This window comes from Streptococcus sp. HSISS3 (assembly GCF_000448605.1).
GTDB lineage: Bacteria > Bacillota > Bacilli > Lactobacillales > Streptococcaceae > Streptococcus > Streptococcus raffinosi.
Genome location: NZ_CM002130.1, coordinates 292,756 through 316,880, shown reverse-complemented (window position 1 = coordinate 316,880; position 24,125 = coordinate 292,756). Strand labels below are relative to the sequence as shown.

At 39.4% G+C, this 24,125-nt stretch carries 19 protein-coding genes and 2 pseudogenes; 3 read left to right on the top strand and 18 right to left on the bottom strand.

All coding sequences use genetic code 11. From position 1 onward, the window contains the following. Nucleotides 1-447: 447 nt before the first annotated feature. From raiA to HSISS3_RS01610, 3 genes and pseudogenes are all read right to left on the bottom strand, one after another. A pseudogene (gene raiA / locus HSISS3_RS01620) lies at nucleotides 448-995 on the bottom strand (ribosome-associated translation inhibitor RaiA). 78 nt (nucleotides 996-1,073) lie between these two features. Continuing rightward, on the bottom strand, nucleotides 1,074-1,736 hold the full coding sequence (locus HSISS3_RS01615) for a ComF family protein (RefSeq protein ID WP_021145079.1): 663 nt from the start codon (nucleotides 1,734-1,736) through the stop codon (nucleotides 1,074-1,076). After that, nucleotides 1,714-3,035, bottom strand: a pseudogene (locus tag HSISS3_RS01610) (DEAD/DEAH box helicase). The gene HSISS3_RS01615 and the pseudogene HSISS3_RS01610 overlap by 23 nt, the downstream one beginning before the upstream one ends. A gap of 54 nt (nucleotides 3,036-3,089) precedes the next feature. On the opposite strand from HSISS3_RS01610, the gene HSISS3_RS01605 reads away from it, so the two are divergent. Continuing rightward, the gene (locus HSISS3_RS01605; protein WP_021151472.1) at nucleotides 3,090-3,716 is read left to right on the top strand and encodes a YigZ family protein; all 627 of its coding nucleotides are present in this window, start codon (nucleotides 3,090-3,092) and stop codon (nucleotides 3,714-3,716) included. A gap of 101 nt (nucleotides 3,717-3,817) precedes the next feature. Next, nucleotides 3,818-4,744 carry a cysteine synthase A gene (cysK, locus tag HSISS3_RS01600; protein ID WP_002883742.1) on the top strand — a complete coding sequence of 309 codons (927 nt, stop codon included), beginning with the start codon at nucleotides 3,818-3,820 and terminating at the stop codon, nucleotides 4,742-4,744. A gap of 183 nt (nucleotides 4,745-4,927) precedes the next feature. On the opposite strand, the gene HSISS3_RS01595 is transcribed toward cysK, so the two are convergent. The 11 genes from HSISS3_RS01595 to HSISS3_RS01545 all read right to left on the bottom strand — a co-directional run bounded on the left by HSISS3_RS01595 (nucleotide 4,928) and on the right by HSISS3_RS01545 (nucleotide 15,611). Continuing rightward, nucleotides 4,928-5,587 (bottom strand): CBS and ACT domain-containing protein, encoded by a 660-nt coding sequence (locus tag HSISS3_RS01595; RefSeq protein WP_021151471.1) that lies wholly within the window; start codon nucleotides 5,585-5,587, stop codon nucleotides 4,928-4,930. A gap of 133 nt (nucleotides 5,588-5,720) precedes the next feature. Then, the gene (locus HSISS3_RS01590; RefSeq protein WP_002889135.1) at nucleotides 5,721-6,431 is read right to left on the bottom strand and encodes an ABC transporter ATP-binding protein; all 711 of its coding nucleotides are present in this window, start codon (nucleotides 6,429-6,431) and stop codon (nucleotides 5,721-5,723) included. Next, nucleotides 6,431-7,195 (bottom strand): ABC transporter ATP-binding protein, encoded by a 765-nt coding sequence (locus HSISS3_RS01585; protein ID WP_002889136.1) that lies wholly within the window; start codon nucleotides 7,193-7,195, stop codon nucleotides 6,431-6,433. Before HSISS3_RS01585 ends, HSISS3_RS01590 begins: the two co-directional genes overlap by 1 nt. Before the next feature lie 2 nt (nucleotides 7,196-7,197). Beyond that, entirely contained in the window at nucleotides 7,198-8,148 is a 951-nt protein-coding gene (locus tag HSISS3_RS01580) for a branched-chain amino acid ABC transporter permease (RefSeq protein ID WP_002889137.1), read from the bottom strand. 3 nt (nucleotides 8,149-8,151) lie between these two features. After that, entirely contained in the window at nucleotides 8,152-9,036 is an 885-nt protein-coding gene (locus HSISS3_RS01575; RefSeq protein WP_002889139.1) for a branched-chain amino acid ABC transporter permease, read from the bottom strand. A 43-nt stretch (nucleotides 9,037-9,079) separates the two neighbouring features. Next, nucleotides 9,080-10,255, bottom strand: a complete 1,176-nt coding sequence (locus tag HSISS3_RS01570; protein WP_021151470.1) for an ABC transporter substrate-binding protein — start codon at nucleotides 10,253-10,255, stop codon at nucleotides 9,080-9,082. A gap of 153 nt (nucleotides 10,256-10,408) precedes the next feature. Then, on the bottom strand, nucleotides 10,409-10,690 hold the full coding sequence (locus HSISS3_RS01565) for a DUF2129 domain-containing protein (RefSeq protein WP_021151469.1): 282 nt from the start codon (nucleotides 10,688-10,690) through the stop codon (nucleotides 10,409-10,411). Continuing rightward, nucleotides 10,683-11,132, bottom strand: coding sequence for a YlbF family regulator (locus HSISS3_RS01560; RefSeq protein ID WP_021151468.1), 450 nt, complete (start codon nucleotides 11,130-11,132; stop codon nucleotides 10,683-10,685). Before HSISS3_RS01560 ends, HSISS3_RS01565 begins: the two co-directional genes overlap by 8 nt. Before the next feature lie 85 nt (nucleotides 11,133-11,217). After that, the gene (locus HSISS3_RS01555; protein WP_021151467.1) at nucleotides 11,218-11,808 is read right to left on the bottom strand and encodes an ATP-dependent Clp protease proteolytic subunit; all 591 of its coding nucleotides are present in this window, start codon (nucleotides 11,806-11,808) and stop codon (nucleotides 11,218-11,220) included. Between the two features lie 171 nt (nucleotides 11,809-11,979). Then, on the bottom strand, nucleotides 11,980-12,609 hold the full coding sequence (upp, locus tag HSISS3_RS01550; protein WP_002883819.1) for a uracil phosphoribosyltransferase: 630 nt from the start codon (nucleotides 12,607-12,609) through the stop codon (nucleotides 11,980-11,982). A gap of 89 nt (nucleotides 12,610-12,698) precedes the next feature. Further along, nucleotides 12,699-15,611 carry a glycoside hydrolase family 68 protein gene (locus HSISS3_RS01545; protein ID WP_021151466.1) on the bottom strand — a complete coding sequence of 971 codons (2,913 nt, stop codon included), beginning with the start codon at nucleotides 15,609-15,611 and terminating at the stop codon, nucleotides 12,699-12,701. Nucleotides 15,612-15,945: 334 nt separating this feature from the next. On the opposite strand from HSISS3_RS01545, the gene HSISS3_RS01540 reads away from it, so the two are divergent. Continuing rightward, nucleotides 15,946-17,490 carry a GH32 C-terminal domain-containing protein gene (locus HSISS3_RS01540; RefSeq protein ID WP_021151465.1) on the top strand — a complete coding sequence of 515 codons (1,545 nt, stop codon included), beginning with the start codon at nucleotides 15,946-15,948 and terminating at the stop codon, nucleotides 17,488-17,490. Between the two features lie 35 nt (nucleotides 17,491-17,525). Here the strand turns inward: HSISS3_RS01540 and HSISS3_RS01535 are convergent, their stop codons facing one another. From HSISS3_RS01535 to HSISS3_RS01520, 4 genes are all read right to left on the bottom strand, one after another. Next, entirely contained in the window at nucleotides 17,526-18,689 is a 1,164-nt protein-coding gene (locus HSISS3_RS01535) for a MalY/PatB family protein (RefSeq protein WP_021151464.1), read from the bottom strand. Nucleotides 18,690-18,699: 10 nt separating this feature from the next. Next, complete coding sequence (locus tag HSISS3_RS01530; protein ID WP_021151463.1) at nucleotides 18,700-19,794, bottom strand: cystathionine gamma-synthase; 1,095 nt, start codon at nucleotides 19,792-19,794, stop codon at nucleotides 18,700-18,702. 293 nt (nucleotides 19,795-20,087) lie between these two features. Further along, nucleotides 20,088-22,868, bottom strand: a complete 2,781-nt coding sequence (locus HSISS3_RS01525) for a cation-translocating P-type ATPase (RefSeq protein ID WP_021151462.1) — start codon at nucleotides 22,866-22,868, stop codon at nucleotides 20,088-20,090. Between the two features lie 115 nt (nucleotides 22,869-22,983). Continuing rightward, nucleotides 22,984-24,125, bottom strand: a 1,142-nt coding sequence (locus HSISS3_RS01520; RefSeq protein WP_042771705.1) for a lipid II flippase MurJ, incomplete at its 5' end; no start/stop codon positions are given.

The following is a 24,125-nucleotide window of genomic DNA, read 5'->3' as shown; positions in this document are numbered from 1 at the left end:
AGCGTTCTACTTGCATGTATTAGGCACGCCGCCAGCGTTCGTCCTGAGCCAGGATCAAACTCTCATTAAATTCTTTAATAATCGTTCGAGCGTTAACTCATTTCCGTCTTCTGACGTTTTTTTCTTGTAAATTGACAGGTTATAATTTCTTCTATCATAACCCTGCACTTGGTTTCTTATTCAGTTCTCAAAGGTCTTTGTCTCTCTTAAGACAACTCCTATATTCTAGCAAATCTAGAATATCTTGTCAACACTTTTTGAAAAGTTTTTTCCAAACTTCCTCGTGTCTCAGCTTCATCCTCCGATGTAGCCTATTCATATTATCATCTCTTGCTTACCTTGTCAATAACTTTTTTATTATTAAGTTAACTTATGTTTTACTTTTTCGATTAGTGATTTTTTGCCAAAATAAATAAGCAGGACATACATATATCCCGCCTAATTATTCTATTTGGCTTCGATCAAGCCGTAATTACCATCTTCACGTTTGTAAAGTACATTTGTTGTATGATCTTCGCTATCAGCATAGATAAAGAAGTCATGGCTTAACAATTCCATCTGAAGAATAGCTTCCTCAACATCCATTGGTTTCAACTCAATGTTTTTGTTCTCACAACTTCAATAGATGGTGCTTCTTCAACTTCTTCCTTGTTAAAGTCAACTGAGAATACCTCACCTGTGGATACTTTTTCACGATGTTTACGAGCAATTTTTGTTTTGTTTTTACGGATTTGTCTTTCAATCTTATCAACTACCAAGTCAATTGAACCATACATATCCTGTGAAATATCTTCTGCACGTAAAATAACAGATCCTGTTGGTATGGTAACTTCCACTTTAGCAGTTTTTCCACGATAAATCTTAAGATTTACACGTGCATTCAATTCTTGGTCTTGGTTGAAATATTTTTCAATTTTGCTAAGTTTATTTTCAACATAGTCACGAAGAGCTTCCGTTACTTCGATGTTTTCACCACGGATACTATATTTAATCATAAAAGACCTCTTTCTCGCTTGTTAGCGTTTTCTTTATTTTTATTATATCCTTTTCATGAAAATTTGCAAGGATTTTTATTATCTGGCTAGGGAAAAGGTCACAATTTCCTCAACATGTGTTTTTTGCAATAATTGAACCATTTTATAAATCGTCGAGCCCGTTGTATAGATATCATCTACTATAACAATTTTTCTTGATAACTCTACGTTTTGTTTTATAAAAAATGGGTTTTCTTGATTTAAACGTTCTTTCCTTGTTTTAGAAGATTGCTTTTCAATATCCTTTTTCCCAAAAATGTTTTGATAGGGGAGTCCCTCTAGCAATCCTTCAACCTGGTTGAAGCCCCTTTCGGCAAATCGTTCTTCCGAGAGTGGCACTGGGACTAATGTGTATCCTTTCTTTAATAAGGGGTTCAGTGCATCCGCAATATCTTCTTGAAAAATTTTCCTTAGGTAATAGTCGCCCATAAATTTATAATGACTAAAGTACTCTTTCATAAACCCTTCATAGCGAAAGATTGCAATGTGATTTGGAGTGTAACCTTTTTTCTTCCAAATTTGACAATCAACACATTCATTCCCGTGCATTTCTTTGTAACAATTTGGACACCTTACTTTTGAGAGTTTCTTAAAATGACTCTTACATTCTGTGCAGCAATATTCCTTACTTTCCGTAAACGTGAGCAAATAGCGTAATCTGGGAATCACTTCGATACTTTCATTGCACATTAAACATCTCATCATCAAATCCTCCTTTTCTATTCATTGCTTTTATTTCTTGTCGACATTGCAATATCGATTTAGATAGTCCTTCATGAAAGAAATAGAGTTTTCCTGTAGGTCTCTCGGGCGAGCGCCCCACCCTACCACCAATCTGAAGAAGACTCGAACTTGTAAATAAGTGGTGATTTGCCATGCACACAAAAACATCTACTTTAGGAAAGGTCACCCCACGCTCAAGAATGGTAGTCGTCACAAGAATAGTCAGATCTTGTTTCCTAAATTTCTTTACCATTTCTGAACGCTCTTTACTTTTTGAGGAAACAAATGCTATTTTTTCTTCTGGGAAATAGTTTTGAAGAATTTTGGTAAATCTCTCACCCATTGCTATATTGGGAAAAAAGATTAATAAAGGAAACTTTGATTTTCTTTGCTTCTTGAGTTGTCTAAGGAGGGGTCTTGGAAGTTTTTGCTTAGATAAAGATTGTTGTAATTTCCCTTGCCAAAAGAATTGAGGAATCACTAAAGGGTTACCATGAAAGCGTCTGGCAAGGTGGTATTTTTCTAGTACACCGACTCGTACTTGCTCTTCCAGAGATACTGTAGAAGTTGCTGTTAGGTAAATAAGCTGTCCGGTTTTTTCTTTGCTTGCTTAACAGCATGATTTAACATAGGATTTCCTACAAAGGGGAAAGCATCTACTTCGTCAACGATAATTAAGTCAAAACTCTGATAAAATTTTAGCAATTGATGTGTGGTGGCTATGACAAACGGACTCCCGTCGTATGGCTCGCTTTCAGCATGAAGTAAGGAAATACTACACGTAAAATCTCTTTGAAGACGTATATGCAATTCTCGGCAAACATCAACCCGAGGACTGGCAATAGCAACTCGGCCTTTAGTTTCAAGAACATAGGCAACGATTTTATAAATCATTTCCGTCTTACCAGCACCAGTTACAGCATGTACAAGACTGTTTTTCTGTTGTTGATAAGTTTTCAACAGTTTCTCTGAGACCTCAGCTTGATAAGAAGTTAATTTCCCCGACCACTTTAGAACAGGAAAGTTGATGTCAGCTTCTTTTGAAGCAAAGTAATAAAGTTGCTTCCCTTCTTGGTTTCTACCAAAGACTATACAAGCTCTGCAGTAATGTTTGCCATTTGGTAATTGCCATTCTTCCTCTATTGGACTAAAACATCTTTTGCACCTGAGTTGATTATCTATCTTTACCATGCTTTCTAATGTTAAAGCCTCAGAATAATAGTCTGTTGGCAATTGATCTTCTGTAAATAGTCGTCCATAATATTCTTTAGGTACCATACCTTTCTATTCGAAAATATGTTTGAATTCACGTTTTTATGATAAAATTTTTTTATGGATTACAAAACTATTACCAACGATGGAATCGTTGAAGAAGAAATAAAAAAATCTCGTTTTATTTGTCACTTGAAACGTATTAGTAGTGAAGAGGAAGGAAGAGAGTACATCGCTCAGATAAAGAAAGAGCATCACAAGGCCAATCACTCTTGCTCTGCAATGATTGTTGGAGATGATGGTCAAATTAAGCGTTCGAGTGATGATGGCGAACCTTCTGGAACAGCTGGTGTGCCTATGCTTACTGTTCTAGAAAAACAAGGACTTACTAATGTCGTAGCTGTTGTGACTCGTTATTTTGGAGGAATCAAACTTGGGGCAGGTGGTCTTATCCGCGCTTACTCTGGTAGCGTTGCCCATGCTATTGAAGAAATTGGTCGAGTCGAAGTCAAGGAATTAACAGGACTAACCGTAGAGTTAACCTACTCTCAGTACCAAGTTTTCTCCAACTTCCTTGAAAAAGAAGGACTCCAAGAATTTGATACAACTTTCTTATCAGATGTTTCTACTACTTTATTTGTCGAAGAGTCTGATATTGAAAGACTTGGTCAGGAACTAACCGAATTCTATCAGGGGAAAGTTAATTATGAAAAATCTGGAAAGAAAATCGTTGAAATTCCAATCTGATAGTCAAACGTTATCACAGTGATAAAGAAGATGTATTTTACAAGTTGAGCCTACCGTCGTATACTTAAAACCATCAATCAAAGATTAAGAGGATTTTAAATATGACAATTTACAACTCAATCACTGAACTTGTTGGAAAAACACCTGTTATTAAACTTAACTCTATTGTTCCAGAAGGATCAGCAGATGTTTACGTAAAACTCGAAGCCTTTAACCCTGGTTCTTCAGTAAAAGACCGTATTGCTCTTCGTATGATTGAAGATGCTGAAAAAGCTGGTACGATTAAACCTGGTGATACCATTGTTGAACCAACTTCAGGTAACACTGGTATTGGTCTCGCTTGGGTTGGTGCTGCTAAAGGCTATAAAGTTGTTATCGTAATGCCTGACACAATGAGTGTTGAACGTCGTAAAATCATCCAAGCTTATGGAGCTGAACTTGTATTGACTCCTGGTAGCGAAGGAATGAAGGGTGCGATTGCTAAGGCTAAAGAAGTTGCTGCTGAACGCAATGGTTGGGTACCACTTCAATTTGCTAACCCATCAAACCCAGCTGTTCACGCAGCTACAACTGGTCAAGAAATTCTTGAAGATTTTGGTGCAGAAGGTTTGGATGCCTTTGTTGCTGGTATCGGTACTGGTGGTACTATTTCAGGTGTTTCAAAAACCCTTAAGGCTGCCAATCCAAATATCAAGGTTTATGGTATTGAAGCTGACGAATCTGCCGTCTTGAATGGTGATAAACCAGGACCACACAAAATTCAAGGTATCTCAACTGGTTTCATTCCTGACACATTGGATACAAAATCATATGACAGTGTTGTCCGTATTCCTTCTGATGAAGCTATCGCAACATCACGTACATTGGGTAGCCAAGAAGGTTTCCTTGCTGGTATCTCATCAGGTGCTGCTATTGCTGCCGCCCTTAAGGTTGCCGCTGAGCTTGGCGAAGGCAAAAAAGTCTTGACACTCTTGCCTGACAATGGTGAGCGTTACCTCTCTACAACACTTTACGATTTTCAAGACTAATAAAAAAGAAGCTGGAACATAATGTTCTAGCCTCTTTTTTATTGTATAAAGTTCAAGCCTGTAGTTCATTAATTACTAGAAATAGCAAGGATTATAATCTCATTTCCACTGAACTGTTCCTACAAACTTTCTATTTTTTAGGATAACTGAAGTCTAAAGAATTTAGTTTGTTTTATCCTTTTATTAGTCTAACTCTTTTGCTTCTGTCTCTGCAATTTCAGTAACTGTAAATCCTGCTTCTACAAAAACTTTCTTGAGTTGTTCAATTCCAATCTCTCCTTCAACTTGGAGTTCGACACGAAGTACGGTGTCATTTTTAGGTGCAACAATTGTACGTTCAATGTTGAGATTTTCACTAGAAATGAGGTTGGCAATTTTTTCCAGGACACGTGGCGTATCTAAGACTTCAAGCCCAATACGGATTCCGGCTTGACCATAGCCAGAGATTTCCAAAAAGGCACGAAAAACATCCTTGTCTGTAATAATTCCAGAAATTTGGTCATTGTCCACAACGGGAAGAACACCAACTTTATTTTGAAGCATGATATAGATAGCATCCTCAAGACTAGCATATTTGGAAACAGTAAGGACATTCTTGATCATAATGTCTCCTACCTTTGTCTTATTAAGAAGATAGTTCATCTCATAGATTGATAAGCTAGTTGCTTTAGATGGTGAGGCATCAGCCATTGTCCCTTCTGTGATAAGACCAACCAGCTTGTCGTTCTCAATTACTGGTAAGCGGCGCAAACCTTTTTCACGCATAATGTCTGCAGCTGCTGCAACAGTTGTTTGTGGTGAAACGTAGACCACACGCTTCGCCATAAAATCTTTTACTGCCATTTTCATTTTCCTCCGAATAATTTCTTACTTGTATTATACCACACTAATTGTAAACGATTGCACTATTTTACTGAAAAATTAGCAAATTACAATCACGATAAGACTATAGAAAAACGCCCTTGGGCGCTTTTTCTTATCCTCCAAGATAGGCTTTACGAACTTCGTCTGACGCAAGAAGCTCTTTACCAGTACCTGAAAGAACGACTTTACCAGTTTCAAGAACATAACCACGATCCGCAATTGACAAAGCCTTATTGGCATTTTGTTCAATCAAAAGAACGGTAGTCCCTTGTGCCTTGATATCTTCGATAATGTCGAAAATTTCTTGAATAAAGATTGGGGCAAGTCCCATTGAAGGTTCATCCAAAAGCAAGAGTTTTGGACGGCTCATAAGGGCACGGCCCATTGCAAGCATTTGTTGCTCACCACCAGAAAGTGTGGCTGCATCTTGATTTTTACGTTCTTCTAGACGTGGAAAACGTTGGAAGACTTTCTTCAAGAGAGCTGCATTTTCCTCTTTATTTGTATGAAGGAAGGCTCCCATTTCAAGATTTTCCAAGACAGTTAATCCTGGGAAAACATGGCGCCCTTCTGGGACCTGAGCCAATCCTTCTGCGACAATCTTACGAGCTGGTGTTTTGTGAATATCTTTTCCAAGGTACGAAATAGTTCCAGCAGTTGGACGAACAAGACCAGAAATGGTACGAAGAATAGATGTCTTACCGGCACCATTAGCACCGATAAGTGTTACAACTTCACCTTCATTAACCTCAAAGCTAACATTTTTAACAGCTTCAATTGATCCGTATTTAATTGAGAGATTTTCAACTTTTAACATAGCCATTATGCTTCACCTCCCAAGTAAGCTTCAATAACACGTTTGTTATTCTTAATTTCATCAGGTGTTCCTTCTGCAATCAAGCGTCCATATTCCAAAACATAGATACGCTCAGTAACATCCATGACCAGACTCATATCGTGCTCAATCAAGATAATTGTGATACCAAAGTCTTTTTGAATTTGACGAATATGAGCCGTCAACTCAGCTGTTTCTTGTGGGTTCATACCTGCAGCTGGTTCATCAAGGAAAAGAATTTTAGGTTCCGTTGCTAATGCACGTACAATTTCCAAGTGACGTTGTTGTCCATATGCCAAGTTCTTCGCAAGTGTTTCTGCTTCATCATCCAAGTTGAAGATAGCCAATAATTTCATAGCTTTTTCTTTCAACTCTTCTTCACCTGAATAGTACTTAGGCAAACGCAAGAGTGATGCAAAGAAGTTTGAAGGTTGTTTATTTGACAAACCAACAAGAACATTTTCAAGTACAGTCATATCTTTGAAAAGGCGGATATTTTGGAAGGTACGTGACAAACCAAGAGAAGCAATCTTATAAGGTGCCTTACCATTTAGAACTGTACCATCGAGGGTAACGGTTCCTTCACTTGGTTCATAAACACCTGTCAACAAGTTGAACAAGGTTGTCTTACCAGCACCGTTTGGTCCGATAAGTCCGACCAATTCACCCTCGTTGAGTTCCATTGAAACATCACCAACGGCAGTCAGACCACCAAAGTTTTTAGTCAATTTTTTAACTTCAAGAAGTGCCATTTTTATTTGCCCTCCTTAGATTTATTGAAGAATTTTGAGAGATAGAGTTCTTTCGTTCCAAGAAGTCCACTTGGGCGGAAAAGCATGACAAGAATCAAAGCCAATGCGTAAATAATCATACGGAGGTTTGAAACGTTTTGAAGGAACATATTGATAATACCAAGAACAATAGCGGCAATGACAGTACCTGTAATTGATCCGAGACCACCAAGAACGGCAATGATAAGGTAATCAATTGATTTCATAATGGTGAAATCTTTTGGCACGACAGTACCGATGTAGCTAACATAAAGTGAACCGGCAATCGCTGAAATCATGGCACCGATAACAAAGATAAGTACCTTCATTTTTGTGACGTTAACACCCATTGACTCTGCAGCAATTTCATCTTCACGAAGTGTAATAGCTTGACGACCAGTCGCTGAACGCAAGAAGTTTAGCACTAAAATTGTGATGATGACTACAAAGAAATAAATGACAGGCCAACTTGTATAAGGAAGAATTCCTGTCAAACCAGCGGCACCATTGGTCAATTCACCACCATTAACAATAATGATACGGATAATTTCCGCCATACCAAGAGTGGCAATGGCAAGGTAATCTCCCTTCAAACGAAGAGTAGGTAGACCAAAGATAAGGGCAACGACAGCTGCAATGATAACACCAACAACCATAGAGAGGTAGAAACCATCATAAGTTGGCATCATGCCAGTAATAATAGCAGATGAGTAAGCACCAATTGCCATGAAACCGGCTTGTCCAAGTGTAAATTGTCCTGAGAAACCAAGGACCAAGTTAGTACCAAGTCCCATAAGAATTGAAATACCAATTCCCATTAAGATTTGGATGTAGTAAAGGTTCATGATACCTGAAAGTTCAAGGCCTTTCAAGATAAGGAAGAGCCCAATGATAAGACCAAACCAAATAAGGTTTACTTTTAGATTTTTCTTCATGTCTTACACCTTCTCTTTCACATTTTTACCGAGGATACCCGCTGGACGAACCAAGAGGATAACAATCAAGACACCATAAACAATGGCATCACGGTAACTTGACAAACCAATTGCAGTTGATAGAGTCTCCAAAATACCGATAACAAATCCACCAAGGGCTGCGCCTGGGATAATACCGATACCACCAAGAACAGCGGCAACAAAGGCTTTAATACCTGGTGTCATACCCATAAGAGGTTCAATTGAGTTGTAGTAAAGTCCAATAAGGACACCGGCAGCACCCGCAAGTGAAGAGCCAAGAGCAAATGTAAAGCTGATAGTATTGTTAACATTAATACCCATCAATTCAGCTGCATCGCTATCTACAGATACCGCACGCATGGCTTTACCCATTTTAGTTTTCTTAACAATCAATTGCAGAGCAACCATGAGAACAAGGGCAACCACCAAAATCAGCAATTGCACATTCGTCACAGAGATTGATCCAAGATGATAGGTATGCATTTTAATTGATTGTGGGAATGAACGTGTGTCTGCTCCGACGAAGTAAACCATGATGTATTCAAGGAAGAATGACACACCAATGGCCGTAATCAAGGCAGAAATACGTGTTGAATTACGGAGTGGGCGATAAGCCAAGAACTCGATAACAACCCCTAAAATGGCACATACAATCATGGAGAACACAAGGGCAATCCAGAAATTCATCTTCAAGCTGTTAATCGCATAGTAACCAACGAAGGCACCTATCATGTAGATGTCTCCATGGGCAAAGTTAATCAATTTGATAATCCCATAAACCATAGTATAACCAAGGGCAAGTAGGGCATAGATACTACCCAAGATGATACCATTGACTAGTTGTTGGGGAAGTTGTTCAAAAAACATATATAACCAAACTTTCTAGTTCATTTTCAGTAAAGATAAGAGCTTATTTTTCAATTTCAACGGCTTCTGCTGAAACTTCTTCACCATTATCTCTTTTAACCATAAGAGCTGCTTTAATCGGGTTATGCTCCTTGTCAATTGTCATTTTACCGGTAACCCCAACATAGTTTTTCATTTTTGCAAGATTATTGGTAATATCAACTGATGTTTTCGCACCCTTAGAGGCTTCTGCAACCATATAAACAGAGTCGTAGGCTAACGCAGCAAACATATTTGGTTCAGTCTTGTAAGTTTTCTTATATGCTTCGATGAAGCCTGATGCTTTATCAGAAAGAGAAACTTTTGTTGAATATCCTGATACGTAGTAAACGTTTGAGGCATTCTTTTTACCTGCAAGCTCTGTAAATTTCGCATCACTAAATCCGTCAGGTCCAAGGATTGGTTTATCAATTCCAAGGTCACGTGCTTGTTTAGTGATAATACCAGTCTCAGTATAATAACCAGGCATTACAATAGCATCATAATCAAGGTCTTTGAATTTAGTCAAAGCTGATTGATAGTCCTTATCCCCTGAAGCGAAAGTTGCTTCAGTAACGATTTGGCCTTTGTATTCACGCTTGAATTCATCCGCAATCCCCTTAGCGTAATCAGAAGCATTATCGTAGTAAAGAACGACCTTCTTAGCATGCAAGTTATTAAAAGAATAGGCCGCCAAAACTTTACCTTGGTAACTATCTTTAAAGGTTGTACGGAAAACGAATTTCTTCGTTCCTTTAGCATCTACCGTAAGGTCATCCTGTGTACCAGATGGAGTCATCAAAGGAACCCCTGTTTTTTGAGATACAAGGCTGGCAGCAGCAACTGCACCAGATGTTGCCGGACCAACGATAGCATTTACATTATTCTGGATAGCCAAGTTCGTTGAAGATGTTGAAGCTTCAGCATTTTCAGATTTATTATCTTTTGTGACAAGCTCAAGCTTTTTGCCATCGACGCCACCAGCTTTGTTAATTTCGTCAACAGCCAACTTAATACCATTCTGCTCCGCCTTACCATAGGCTGCAACGGCACCTGTCAACTCCATGTTAACACCAATTTTGATTGTATCGCCAATCTTAGTACCATTGGCATTAGCAGTCACATCTGGTGACTTGCCACAGGCAACCAAGAAAATGGAAGCAAAAAAGGCTAACACAATAAGTGTGATCTTTTTAGACATAAGATTTCTCCTTAATATTTTCTTAAAAAAGTCCACCTTATAGCTTACAGAATTATCAGACAATTGTCAACTACACATAACTAAGCTTTAGCGGCAGTAATCGTTTCCATTACTTTAAGAATAACTCTTTAAAAAGAAAAAACTTTTCTCTTATTAAAGAGAAAAGTTCTTATACGGTTCAGGGACTGAGGTGTCGTAACGTTCCAGACTACCTACAAAGTCCATATCAATATCAGAATAGTAAGAAGGCAGAACTTTTTTCACTGCTTTCATTCCATCGAGCTCTTTCAAAATATCCTCGACCTTGTCCTCATCTACATAAAGGTGCACATAACGCATCTTATAAGAATGGTAGACAACATCCCCAAACTTGGCAATTTTACGTAAGTCTCTATTGTAATATAAATAAACAATAATGCCTTGACGCTTAATCATGACTCATCTTCTCCTTTATGTTCGTGTCTCCCTTTTTATGATGTGGTTTATGAGGGGCAAGAGGTAGCCCAGTATCAATAAAAATCTGGTCTGAAACAGCTTGGGCAATCTCCTCACCAAGATTGGCTAAAATAGTCTGTAAATCGAACTCTGCCTGACGATAGCCAATAACCACCTCGTTTAAATCAATTTGGCGCTTCATTCGCAAAACCTGACGTTTCAACTCTCTCACATCTGGTCTAAAAGCCTCATACGCCTTAGCAGCATCATAGCTATCTTTTAATTCTTGAAATGCAAAGAGTTGCTCTTGAAGTTCTCTGTCATTTTCGAATTTCTGGCGTTTTAAACGATAATTCTCTACCTCAGGTAGCTTTAGAAAATACGAAACAAGACACTCTATAGCTTGATCAATCGCAAGCAACTCCTCATTGATTATTAACATGTTTTCTATTATAACACAAAAAGCCAGATGAAACGGTCCTTATACAACCGATTTGCATCTGACTTTTGTTTAAGACAAGCTCAGTTTATTTTAATTGGTTATTAGCCATGATTTCATCGATGAAACCATACTCAAGCGTTTCTTGAGCACTCATCCAATTGTCACGTTCAGCGTCTACATGAACCTTTTCAATTGGTTGTCCAGAATTACCTGCCAAGATTTGCTCCAAGTTATTACGTGTCTTGAGCAAGTGTTCAGCTGCGATAGCCATGTCTGTTTGTTGCGTACCGCCACCAGTACCACCCATTGGTTGGTGAATCATGTACTCTGCATTTGGCAACATGAAACGTTTACCTTTGGTACCGCTTGAAGCGATAATTGTTCCCATAGATGCTGCCATCCCCATAACGATAGTCTGAACATCAGACTTGATGAAGTTCATTGTATCAACAATGGCAAGACCTGCCGAAACGGATCCACCTGGTGTATTAACATAAAGATAGATATCTTTTGTATTGTCTTGAGCATCCAAGAACAAGAGTTGGGCGATAATTGAGTTTGCCATATTATCTTCAACAGGACCTGTTAACATGATGATACGATCCTTGAGCAAACGCGAGTAAATATCATAAGAACGCTCACCGCGTGATGTTTGTTCAATTACTACAGGAATCATATGAATCCTCCTTTTAATATTGTCTTGATGCTATTATATGATTTTAGTCAAATTAGGTCAAATAAAAACATCATTCTTAGCACTCTTTCTAAAAGAGTGCTAAACTTCCCTAAACCAATCTCACTTAAAACTTATTAATCTAGTAAAAAAGGGAAATTTTCCCTTTTCAACTTATTTTGTACCAAAGAGACGGTCACCTGCATCTCCAAGACCTGGAACAATATAACCGTTTTCATTAAGTTTCTCATCCAATGATGCTGTGTAGATATCAATATCTGGGTGAGCATCTTGCAATTTTTTGACACCTTCTGGTGCTGCAACCAAGCAAACAAACTTGATATTAGCAGCGCCACGTTTTTTAAGTGAGTCTACTGCCAAGATTGCTGAACCACCAGTCGCAAGCATTGGGTCTACTACAAAAATTTGACGTTGATCAATGTCTTCTGGTAGTTTAACCAAGTACTCAACTGGCTCAAGAGTTTCCTCGTCACGATACATACCAATATGACCAACTTTAGCTGCTGGTACAAGGCTGAGGAAACCATCGACCATACCAATACCCGCACGAAGGATTGGAACAATCGCCAATTTCTTACCAGAAAGTTGTTTTTGTACTGTTTTTGTAATTGGTGTTTGAATTTCAACCTCTTCGAGGGGAAGGTCACGAGACACTTCGTAACCCATGAGCATAGCAATTTCATTAACTAGCTCACGGAAGTCCTTAGTAGAAGTATCCTCACGACGGAGGATTGAAAGTTTATGTTGAATCAGTGGATGTGAAATAACTTGAAATTTACCCATAATAGTTTCTTCCTTTGCTTTATATTCACTCCATTATATCAAAAAGGCAAAAAAAACGCTTGCTTTACTGCAAACGTTTTTGAAAAGGATTATTTTTTAGGCAAATGAATCTTTCCTGTGACCAAACCATAGCCAAGAAGAGCTAGACTTGCAATTGCTGCAAAGATAGTCGCCAAGATTGAAAGAATGTTGCTGTTTGAACCTTCTGAATCACCTGGTGTCTTAGGAGTCGTAGCAAGTTTGGCAGCAACTTTAGTATTGTTGTCTTTACTTGACTCATCAGACTTAGTTACTTCATCAGCTTTAGCGACTCCGTGAGACTGAACTTCATCTTCAGACTTAGCTGGTTTTGGAGCTTCTGTTTCAGTGACAGACTCTTCTTTAACAGGAGTCGTTGAAACAGTTGGTCCAGTTGCTACAATAGCCTCTGGTACTGGTGACGCAATCTCTGTAGCTTGAGCTGCTGGACGACGGTCACCCACAGAACCCTCTGTTGAAGGTTTCGCAGGAACCGCTACATGATGATCATCTGATGAATTATTATCATTACCAGAGCGGTCTGCAAAATAAGGGAACGGTGTAGGAACTGGAGAGTCTGAATTCGTAGGATTTGTTGGTTTATCTTCTTTATCAGCTGATGGTTTATTATTGTCCGCTGGTTTAGAAGTGTCTGGTTTATTAGTCTTATCATCAACAGAATGATTACCTTCTGTTGGACTTACTGGTGTTTCTGGCTTATCTGCCTTCTTATCTTCACCATCTTTAACTGTTACAGTCAAGACACCGTGAGCTTCAGAAACGCCTGTTGAGCCGTCAACTTTAGGATAAGTATGTGGTTTAAGACCATAATCTGATACCGCATAATAATCTACATTAAAGTCCTCGTTTGGTAATTTAGCACTGTTTTGATCGGCTACGTGTACCAAGCTTTCACTAGATTTATCCCAAATCCAGTCACCTTGATTCGTCATCTTAGGAAGAACTTCTGTAGTATCATCTGCATTCATCTTGATGAGGAAGCTTGGAGCCCATGTTGATTTATTCTCAGCACCAGCAATACCACCGCGGTTAGTCATGTAAGAAGTAACCAAGAGGGTATCTGATGATCCTTCAACAGGAACAGCATAGTAAGAATAAGTAGATGTACGCCAGTCGGCTGGTACAGAGGCTGTCAAAACCACACCTGAGCCATTAAGTGGACGGTATTCTCCACGGAGACTATCTGATACGAATCCAAGCATGACAACATCATCACCGACAGCTTCACGCGCTGCCACAGTACCTTCAGCATCCGTAGATTTATTGATACGTGAAGCAGTGAAGAGGTAATACTTATTACCCATCTTAACAACACTTGGACGTTCTACTTCATCAGTAACCATGTGGCTAGTAACAAGTGGTGTGTATAGTTCAGCTACAGATGGATTTTTCTCATTGTCATCAAGTTTCAAGATACCAATAGAACCATTTGCCCATGAAGCAAGGTTATAAAGGTGTTTATTATTGACAATATTGAGGAATGACTTAAGGTTAAAGGCGTCATCTCCTCCATAGTTTGACCAGTTGTAGATTTGTTTTTCGCCTTGGTAGTTTTCATCACCTGTATTTGATTCGAAAATAAGGTAACGGCTACCGTTATCTTCAATGATGTGTGGGTCACGAAGACAGTAGTTATCTGTACGGTCTGGATTTCCATCGTGGTTGTGGTCATCGTTGAAAGTACTCATGAATTTTGGATAACTTTGATAATGATAGTTATCCCCACCAAAGAGAATGTGGTCATTTTCAACTGACTTAATAACAACTTCGTCGTTTTCAACAGCTAGGTTAAGTGTAGCACTAGCCAATTGTTGCCAGTTCAATTTACCACCACTAGTATCATTCTTAGTGTAGTAAAGTTGGATACTACCGTCAGAGTTTACCGTCGCTGAACCTGACCATTGTTGGTCATCTTCAAGGGCATTATAACCAAAGATTGGACCCGCATTTTTCCAATGTGTAAAGTCATTATCTCCGTATTTACTATAGAGCAAGTAAATGTGGTTTGAGTTTTTATTTGGTGCACCGGCCATTGAGATAACCAACTGATAACCGTTCCAGTTGCTTACTACACCTGACTCAGCATCTTGGACTGGCCAAGAATCCCAAACGTCGATTTCTTCTTTTTTCATCGTTTGGGCATCAACAGTGTTGAAAGCAGGCATATTGATGATTGTATCTGCTTTAAAGTAAGGAACTGCCAATTTGCTGTCTTGCTTCAAGAAGCTAGCAACGATATCTTTCAAGTTACGGTAAGTCAAGCTAGTACCTGTACCCTTGATAGCATCATCGCTAAAGTCAACTTTATTAAGTGCTTTAATTTCTTCCTCAGTCAAGGCAACGATTTGATCTGAGGTCATATTATCTTCAACAATAGACTTGATACGACCGTTAAGTTTGCTAAGGTTTGCATTAGCAGCGCTGTTTTCAGTAGGTTTAAGGGCTACTTCAGTGTGTGTATCAGCTGTTTCTGAGCTTGCTGTTGAAGTTGGTGCCTCTACTGCAGCCTCTGATGTATGAGCTGGAGCAGAAACCGCAGCAACAGTTGCTGAAGGTGTTGTTGCATCTGATGAAGATGTCACTACTGTGCTAGACGCCTTTTCTTCGACTACTGATGGAGTTGTGTTGCTTGGTTGTGTCTCTGTAACTGGTGTAGTTGCAACCTCTGAATGTGCAACTGAAGATTCAACTGCTTCTGAAGTTGCCACACTTGTTGCTGCTTCACTGGCTACCGTTAGAGATGCTGTGCTTGTTTCTGGTGTTGCTGTCGCAGTAGCTACAGCTGGTGCTGTTTCTGTAACTTGATCAGCTTTTACCTGAGTGGCACCAAAAAATGCCAAGGTACCAACGAGTGCTGATGTTGCCCCTACTGTGGCTACCTTACGGATGCTATAACGCATCTTTTTGCACTCTGCTTGCTTAGGTGCTACTGTATTTGACTGTGAATTAACTGTACTATCCATATAAACTCTCCTTTTAGGTTTTCACATGTTTTATTCTATCATTTTTTAATCTAAATTCCAATCTTTTTTTAATGACAAATTGATATTTTTTGTAAAAAACTATTTTTTGTTAAAATAATAACTATATAAAAAGCAATTTAATCAGGAATTATCACTATATGGAATCAAAATATCCTCCTCTAATCTTTATTCTCGTTTTTTAATCTTATTTTTTGTTTTTATAATAAAAAATGAGAGCGTTAACAATTCTTCCCCGAAAACAAATAAGGCTTCTGTGAGTCAAAACTTTCATCTAGCATCTCATAAAGGATGGTCTAACGACCTACAGACTATTGTGTGGAATCAAGAAGGAAACTACTATGATATCTATTTTCTACATTCTGTAGATGGGGCTACTGATCCTTTTGGACCTAACGGTCAAGATTGGACACATACAACGACTAAAGATTTTATCACCTATAGTAAACAAGAGACTGCTATACCAGCAAAGGGTGGTGACTCTAAAGAAGGATGGCATTCTGCTTGGACAGGGAGTGTAGTCACAGATAGTCAGGGGATTTCTGGTATCCAAAACGAAGAACCTGTCGCCTATTTTACAGGGCTCATGGATGATGGAAGCCAGGCAATCTATGCTAGTGAGTCAAACGACAAGGGAGCTAGCTTTACTAAAGCCTTAAAAGATGGTAAACCTTTATTGACAAAGGAACAATCCTATAACGGTAAAGATTTCCGCGATCCTTATGTCTTCCACTTCAAAGACAAATTACTCATGTATATCGCTGAAGGTGACGCCTTAGGTGTTTATCAATCTCAAGATGGTATTAATTGGACAAAAGCAGATAGCAAGGATGGCTCTAAAATCCTACCCGAAACATTTTTTAAGGGGCATAACTGGCAGGACAACGCTCCTATCGAGTGTCCCGTTCTCAAAACAATGACAACAACTGACGGTCAGGACAAGCAAGTTCTCTTTTTTGGAGCTAAGGATACAGCTTCAGGCGAAACAACTGGAACCTACTATACTGTAGGGCATTTAGATGGTAACGGCTTATTTATTGCAGATACAGAAACAAAACGCTTAGATCAAGGCTCTGACTATTATGGCGCTAACTTCACTGGAAGCAATCGAATCGAAGAAAGCAATCATAACCTTATCAGTCTTGGCTGGGTTGGTAATTGGAACTACTTCACGTCAGGCATTCACAGTGACCAAGAGGCCAAGAGTGATTTTCTAAAAACTATCGGATTTTACGCTACACCCAGAAAGCTACAACTGGATAAGGACGGTATTATTCAGTCCGCCCCCCTCTATAAAAATGAACAATTAACCCTCAAAAATCAAAATGGCAACATTTCAAGTCAAAGACCACTCACCAGTGACAATAGAAAACCTTGGATTGATAAAAGTCACAATCAAAATGCTAATGGACTTCTTGATCTTGCCGGAAAAAATAGTGCAGGGTATTACCAACTGCATTTTTCAAATATTAAGAAAGAAGGAGGCTATATCTACATTGATATCTGGCAAGGCTCTGATTACGTTAAAATCGCCTACCAAATAACAAGTGGTACCTATCAGGTCTCTACCTATGCTGCTGAACTGAACAACAGCATGGATGGTAGTCAAACTGCCTCTTCTTACTATTACGACGGACTCTTGGGTAACGGTCAAGGTTATAAAGCTGACAGTCTCTATAAGGAAACTGATAATATCACTATAACGCTTATTACAGACAATCGTAGCTTGGAAATTTTCTTCCCCAATGGCCAAACCTACACTCTAGCCAGATTTAATACCTCTGGTAAGCAGGATGTCAAGGTTTTCTCCACTCAGAAAGATCTACTATTAAACTTGAAAATCTACGATGTACACTCATAACAATAATAAAAGTGATGCTATTTGCATCACTTTTATTATTTTCCAAAGACAGAAACGAGACGTTTAACTCCTTCAGCAACAACTGTAGTTGGCGTAGCTACGTTAAAGCGGAAATGTTTCTCTCCTTCAGAACCAAAAGTAATACCGTCATTTAGCACTACCTTGGCTTCTTCTTTAAGCAAACGTCCAAGTTCATTATGGTCTTGATCATAGGCTGAAAAATCAAGCCAAACCAAGTAAGTTCCCTCAGGTTTCATGACTTTGATATTAGTCTTTTCACTAAGTTCCTTGGTTAAAAGGTCAATATTAGTTTCAAAGACAGTCTTCAATTCCTCTAACCAAGGTTGCCCATAGGTCAGAGCTGCTTGGGTTGTAATCAAACCAATGGTTGGAATTTCATGTTGATTATTTGCCAACTGCTTTTGTTTAAAGGCTTTACGTAAGTCTTCATTTTCAATGATAGTAAAACTGTTTTTGGTACCAGCAATATTAAAGGTTTTAGTAGCCGAACTAAGCACCAAGGTAAAGTCCTTGTAAGCATCTGAAATGGTATTCATAGAGATGTGCTTATTCCCATATAGGGCTAAGTCTTGGTGGATCTCATCAGATACCAAGAGGACACCATGTTTCTGACACAAATCTGCTACCTTGGTCAATTCCTCTTTGGTCCAGACACGCCCACCTGGATTATGTGGGCTACAAAAAACATAAAGTTTAACATCATTCTCGACGATATCACGTTCCAATTGTTCAAAATCAATTTCGAAATGCCCATTAACCTTAACAAGACTATTTTCAATCAATCGACGATTATTCAAACGGACAGAACGAGCAAAAGGCGGATAAACTGGTGTGTTGATGAGAACAGCATCGCCTTCTTTGGTAAAGGCTTGAATAGCTGTTGAAATGGCTGGGACAACACCTTCAATGAGAACAATACTCTCTTTATCAACGACGTAACCGTGTTGATTTTTTTCCCAATTAATGATGGACTGATAAAGCTCTTCACTTGGATAAGGATAACCAAAAATATGTGTCTCAGCATAGTTGATAACTGCATCCCTAATCTCAGGAACAGGTAGGAAGTCCATATCGGCAACCCAAAGCTCAAGTAGTTCTGGATTGCTTTCAGCTTCGTGCCATTTCATGGTATTTTGATCCAAGCGATTTGGTTGTGTTGTAAAATCATAACGTGTCATAGATAACTCCTTAAAGACTAAGGGCATTTTCCAAGTCAGCAATCAAATCTTGTGCTGCTTCAATACCAATTGAAAGACGAAGCAAGTCGTCTGTCAAACCATAGGAAGCACGTACATCACCTGGAATATCTGCGTGGGTTTGTGTCGTTGGGTAGGTAATTAAGCTTTCGACACCACCTAGGCTCTCCGCAAAGGTAAAGACCTTTAGAGAATTGATAATGGTTGGAATCTTGTCTTGATCAGCCACTTTGAAGGAAATCATCCCACCCTTGCCTGGATAGAGAACTTCCTTAACAGCCGGTGACTTTTCTAAGAAAGCTACAACTTCTTGAGCATTAGCTGTCGATGCCTCCATACGAAGTTTTAAGGTCTTAAGACCACGCATGAGCATATAGCTATCAAATGGTGATAAGGTAGGACCCGTAGTATTGAGGTTATAATAAAGTTTATCGTAAAATTCTTGGTTGCTAGTCACAACAACACCAGCCAAAACATCATTATGACCTGATAGGTATTTAGTAGCTGAATGTACAACGATATCAGCACCTTGAGTAATCGGTGTTTGATAGATTGGGCTATAGAAAGTATTATCAACAATAACCACTGCACCCTTATCATGAGCAATTTTTGCCACTTTTTCAATATCAAACTCAATCATAAGTGGGTTTGTTGGTGTTTCGATGTAGACAATATCAGCATCATCAGTGATAGCCGCAATCATCTCATCTTCTGTATTAGTGTATTCAAAAAAGAAACGACCTTCTTTTTCCTTGTCGTTAAACCAACGGAAAGAACCTCCGTAAAGGTCACGCGCAGCTACAACCTTGCTACCTACTGGGAAAATTTCAAAGGCCAAAACAATGGCGCTCATCCCTGAACTTGTCGCAATAGCATAATCTGCTTTTTCAATAGCTGCAAGTGTTTTTTCCACTGTTGCGCGTGTTGGATTTTTAGTTCGTGTATAGTCAAAACCAGTAGAATGGCCAAATTCTGGATGTTGGTAAGTTGTTGAAAAATGAATCGGTGAAGCCAAGGCTCCTGTTGCTTCATCCGAATTGATTCCTGCGTGTGCCAAAATGGTTTCTAATTGATATTCTTGTGTCATAATGCGCCCTTTCTACATGGTAAAGTGGATATACTCCATATCTATGACCTCTATTTTATCACTATTTTCTGAAAATAATGGTAAGTTCATCATACGGATTCTTGATAGTTAGTTATAGTTTATTTCTATAACCTAAAAAGACAGATAGATACTGACTCTAATTTAAAATAAGGCCAATTTTTAAGATTGTCAAAAGTAGATTTTCAAGCATCAAAAAGTGCCTGAAACATTATAATTTCAAGCACTAAGAAACGATTTAAAAATCTTGCTTCAATCTAAGGTATACCACTGACTTACTTTTTATCAAATAAGCGATATCTGATTTCTTCCAAAGCCATAATAACAAACGGACAAGCAAGTAAATAGAGCCAATCATCAAGTCCAATAGGTGCAGTGTTAAATAGCGTGTGGAAGAAAGGCACGTAAGTCAGGATAATAAAGAGAACAATTTCTAAAACAATCCCTAAGCTAATAATCCGATTAGCAAATGGTTTGATTTGGAAAATAGATCCTCTACCCTTGCGACTATTCATAGCCATACCAATCTGTGTGAAGATGATGGCTCCCAAGGTCATGGTTGTTGCCTCTCGGTAAAGAGGTCCTGAACTAGTTAGATAATTCAGGTGCCCTTGATTAACCCAATAATTAAGGAAGAAGGCCCCCATAGCCAAGACAGACTCAATCATACCATACCAAGCAAAGGCTTTTAATAGTAATTGTCGATTCAGCAAACGATCTGATAGACGTCTTGGTGGTCTGTTCATAACGCCTTCTTCAGGTGGCTCAACCCCCAGTCCCAAAGCTGGCATCATATCCGTTCCAAGGTCAATAGCTAGGATTTGCATAACTGTTAAGGGAAGAGGAATACGCCCCAAGGAGAACAAGAAGAAAGCAGAGGGAATAGCTTCTGGAGTATTAGAATTAAAAATATAGGTCAAAAATTTTTGAATATTTCGGTAAACGGCACGTCCTTCTTCAACAGCATGGACAATAGAAGCAAAGTGGTCATCCGTTAAAATCATATCGGCAGATTCCTTGGCTACGTCAGTTCCCGATACCCCCATAGCTACACCGATGTCAGCCTTTTTAAGAGCAGGGGCATCATTAACACCATCACCAGTAACAGCAACAACCTCACCAAGTTCCTGAAGTGCATTGACTACACGATATTTTTGTTCAGGAGCTACACGAGCAAAAACAATCTCCCCTTTAAGAGCTTCTTTGAGATCTTGGTCGGTCATATCTGCCAGTTCAAGACCTGAAACAACACGGGCATTGTCACCTTTTACAATTCCAATTTTCTTGGCAATACTAAGAGCTGTCAACCCATAGTCACCTGTCACCATGATAATGCGAATACTGGCACGGTGACATTGCTCAATTGCTTCACGGACACCTTGACGTGGGGGATCACTCATGGCAACGAGTCCCACAAAGACCATATCTTCTTCGAGGGTCCGCATATCCCACTCGTCTTCTTTGATATGTTGGCTTTCCAAAGGACGATAAGCGACAGCTAAAACACGCAAGCCGTCACGAGCAAATTGATCGTTAGCAGCAAGAATAGCTTGACGTTCTGTAGTGGTCATAGATTTGATTGCTCCTTGACCATCATAATAGTCTGAGCAAAGTTCCATCACTTCTTTAGGCGCACCCTTAGTGATGGAAATATGGTGACTGCCATCCAGACCTTTTTCGAGACTATGTACTGTTGTCATCCGTTTACGGACAGAATCAAAAGGAATTTCTTTAATACGAGGAGCCCAGGTGTGGTTGTCATTTAAATCAAGGCCTGCTTTTTCTGCAAGAACATTAAGACAAGCTTCAGTCGGGTCTCCCAAGACCGTATAATTGGGATTGTCAGTACTTGGCGCAACCACTTGAGCATTACTAGCCAAATGAGAAAAGCGGACCAGACGATTCAGGAGGTCATTTTCTTTAAGAGAAACAGGGTGACCATCCTGCTCAATGTGTCCTTCTGGTGCGTAACCTAGTCCAGTCACCTCATAATTACCTGACAAGGTCCATAAATGATTAACTGTCATGGCATTTTGAGTCAGGGTCCCTGTTTTATCTGAGCAAATAACAGAGGTTGCTCCGAGTGTCTCAACAGAAGACAATTTTTTCACTAAAGCATGTTCTTTAGCCATGCGCTGTACAGCCATAGCTAGAGATAGAGTAACTGTAGGAAGTAGCCCCTCAGGGATAAAGGCAACAATCATACCCAAGGCAAAGATGAAGGCTTGAGACAAAGGTTGGTGGACAAATAGTGTTGCTGCAATCATAAAGAAGAGACCTACAGATACTGCAATGACCGAAATCTGTTTGGTCAAATGGTCTAGTTCCTTTTGCAGTGGACTTTTTTCTTGAGCTAGGTTTTGCGTCAAGTCTGCAATTTGTCCGAACTCAGTTTTCATACCGATGGCTGATACTATAAAATGTCCAGAACCAGAGGAAACTGTGGTACCTGCAAACACCATATTGTCATATTCCAAATCAGTCTTATCAGGAGCCAAATCTGCTTGGTCTGATTTATAAATGGGATTAGACTCACCAGTGAGGGCAGACTGATTTACTTGCAAGTCTGTCACAGCAATCAAACGTCCATCTGCAGAAATACGGTCACCTTCTTCAATGAAAACCAAATCACCTGGCACCAAGTTCTGTGCAAGGATTTTATCTTCCTTTCCATCACGAAGAACTCGGGTGTAGGATGGAAGAAGCTTATTCAGTGCTTCCGTGGCTTGACTTGCCCTATATTCTTGAATAAAGCTAAAAAGACCGTTAATGATATTGACCAACCAAATCGCAATCCCCAGCTCCAAGCTATGAGAAATCACAGCAATAAAGCCACCAACCCACAACAAGAGAGCCATGAGACTGGTAAAATGTCTGACAAAGGTCAACCAAATAGGCTCTTTCTTGCTTTCTTTCAACTGATTAGGACCATAAGTTGCTTGTCTCTTTTTTACTTCTTGTGTGCTTAACCCTTGAGGGCTTGTTCGCAACACCTGATAAACCTGATCAGGGGTACAGGTTCCTAATTTAGTATCTCTTTGTCTAGAACTACCCATAATCCTTTCCTCGATTCTAAATCATAAAAGCGATTTCATATTTATGCCCTCATTATACTCCTTTTTCAGAAAATGTTGAAAGAAAAAACCAAGCTACAAGACTTGGTTTCAAATACTATTTAATATGTAATTTAGCTCGTAATCTAGCTGCTCGAGCACCAAGCAATTGGTCAGCCATACGCGTCACAAGAGCAAGCACACCATAAACCAGAATACCCAGGCCACCTCCTAATACTAGATGAATGATACTTCCCATACGGCTTGTTGGAGATAGGATAAATTGGAACAACCAGTAGAAGACAGCAACTGGAATCGCCATGAGGACTGTAAGAATACAAATAAGTAGAGCTTTTCTAAAAACTGTCTTACGACTAAAATGCGTAACTGTGTGAAGGCGCTTATACATGAGAGCAATGGGAACACCTAAGCCGATAGCTGTTGAAATAACCGGGCCGAGAGCTCCTAGGAAAATAATCAATGGTAGCTGAAGAATTGCCTTAACCAACACCCCAATCGCAAAATAATTGATAGCTTTACGGGTCTCAAAGATGGCCTGAAGCATTGGTGCTAAAACACTATACAGGGCCAGGAAAATCACTTGAATCAAACTAGCAGCAAAAAGCAAATGAGCCTGACTGTCTGGTGCTCCATAAAAGACTGTGTAGAGTGGTTTGGCTAAAATCACTGAACCCGCAATAGCAGGTACAATAAAGAGCAAGAGTAACTGTAGATTATTAATAATGAGTTTGGCCGCCCCTCGAAGGTCCTTTTTAACCATATTTTCCGTTAAGAGTGGAATCCCAACCCCAGCAATAGAAATAGCAACGGCAATCAAAATCATAGTAATCTTACTTGGGTTTGAAGACAAATAAGCATAGAGAACCTGAAGCTGACTGTTACTATAGCTTGTAAACTTCTCCATAGTACGGATGAAAGTCCATTGGTCAATCAACTGGAAAAGTTGAACCGCTGACCCAGTGATAATGAAGGGGATGGCTTCCTTAAATGTCTCAATAACAATTGCAGTTGGATTGATATCAGGATGAACGGCCTGCTTACCAAAAAGACTCTTGAGCTTACCTTCCTTCCAAAGGTAGAAGAAAAGCACCCCGTAACTAGCCAACATACCAATGAAAGCGGCAAACGTCGATTGAACAACGGCAGTCACGTAGTCACCTGTCCCAATCCTCATAATGAAGAAAGTTGCCAACAGCATCCAAATGACACGAATAATCTGCTCCGCAATCTGACTCAAGG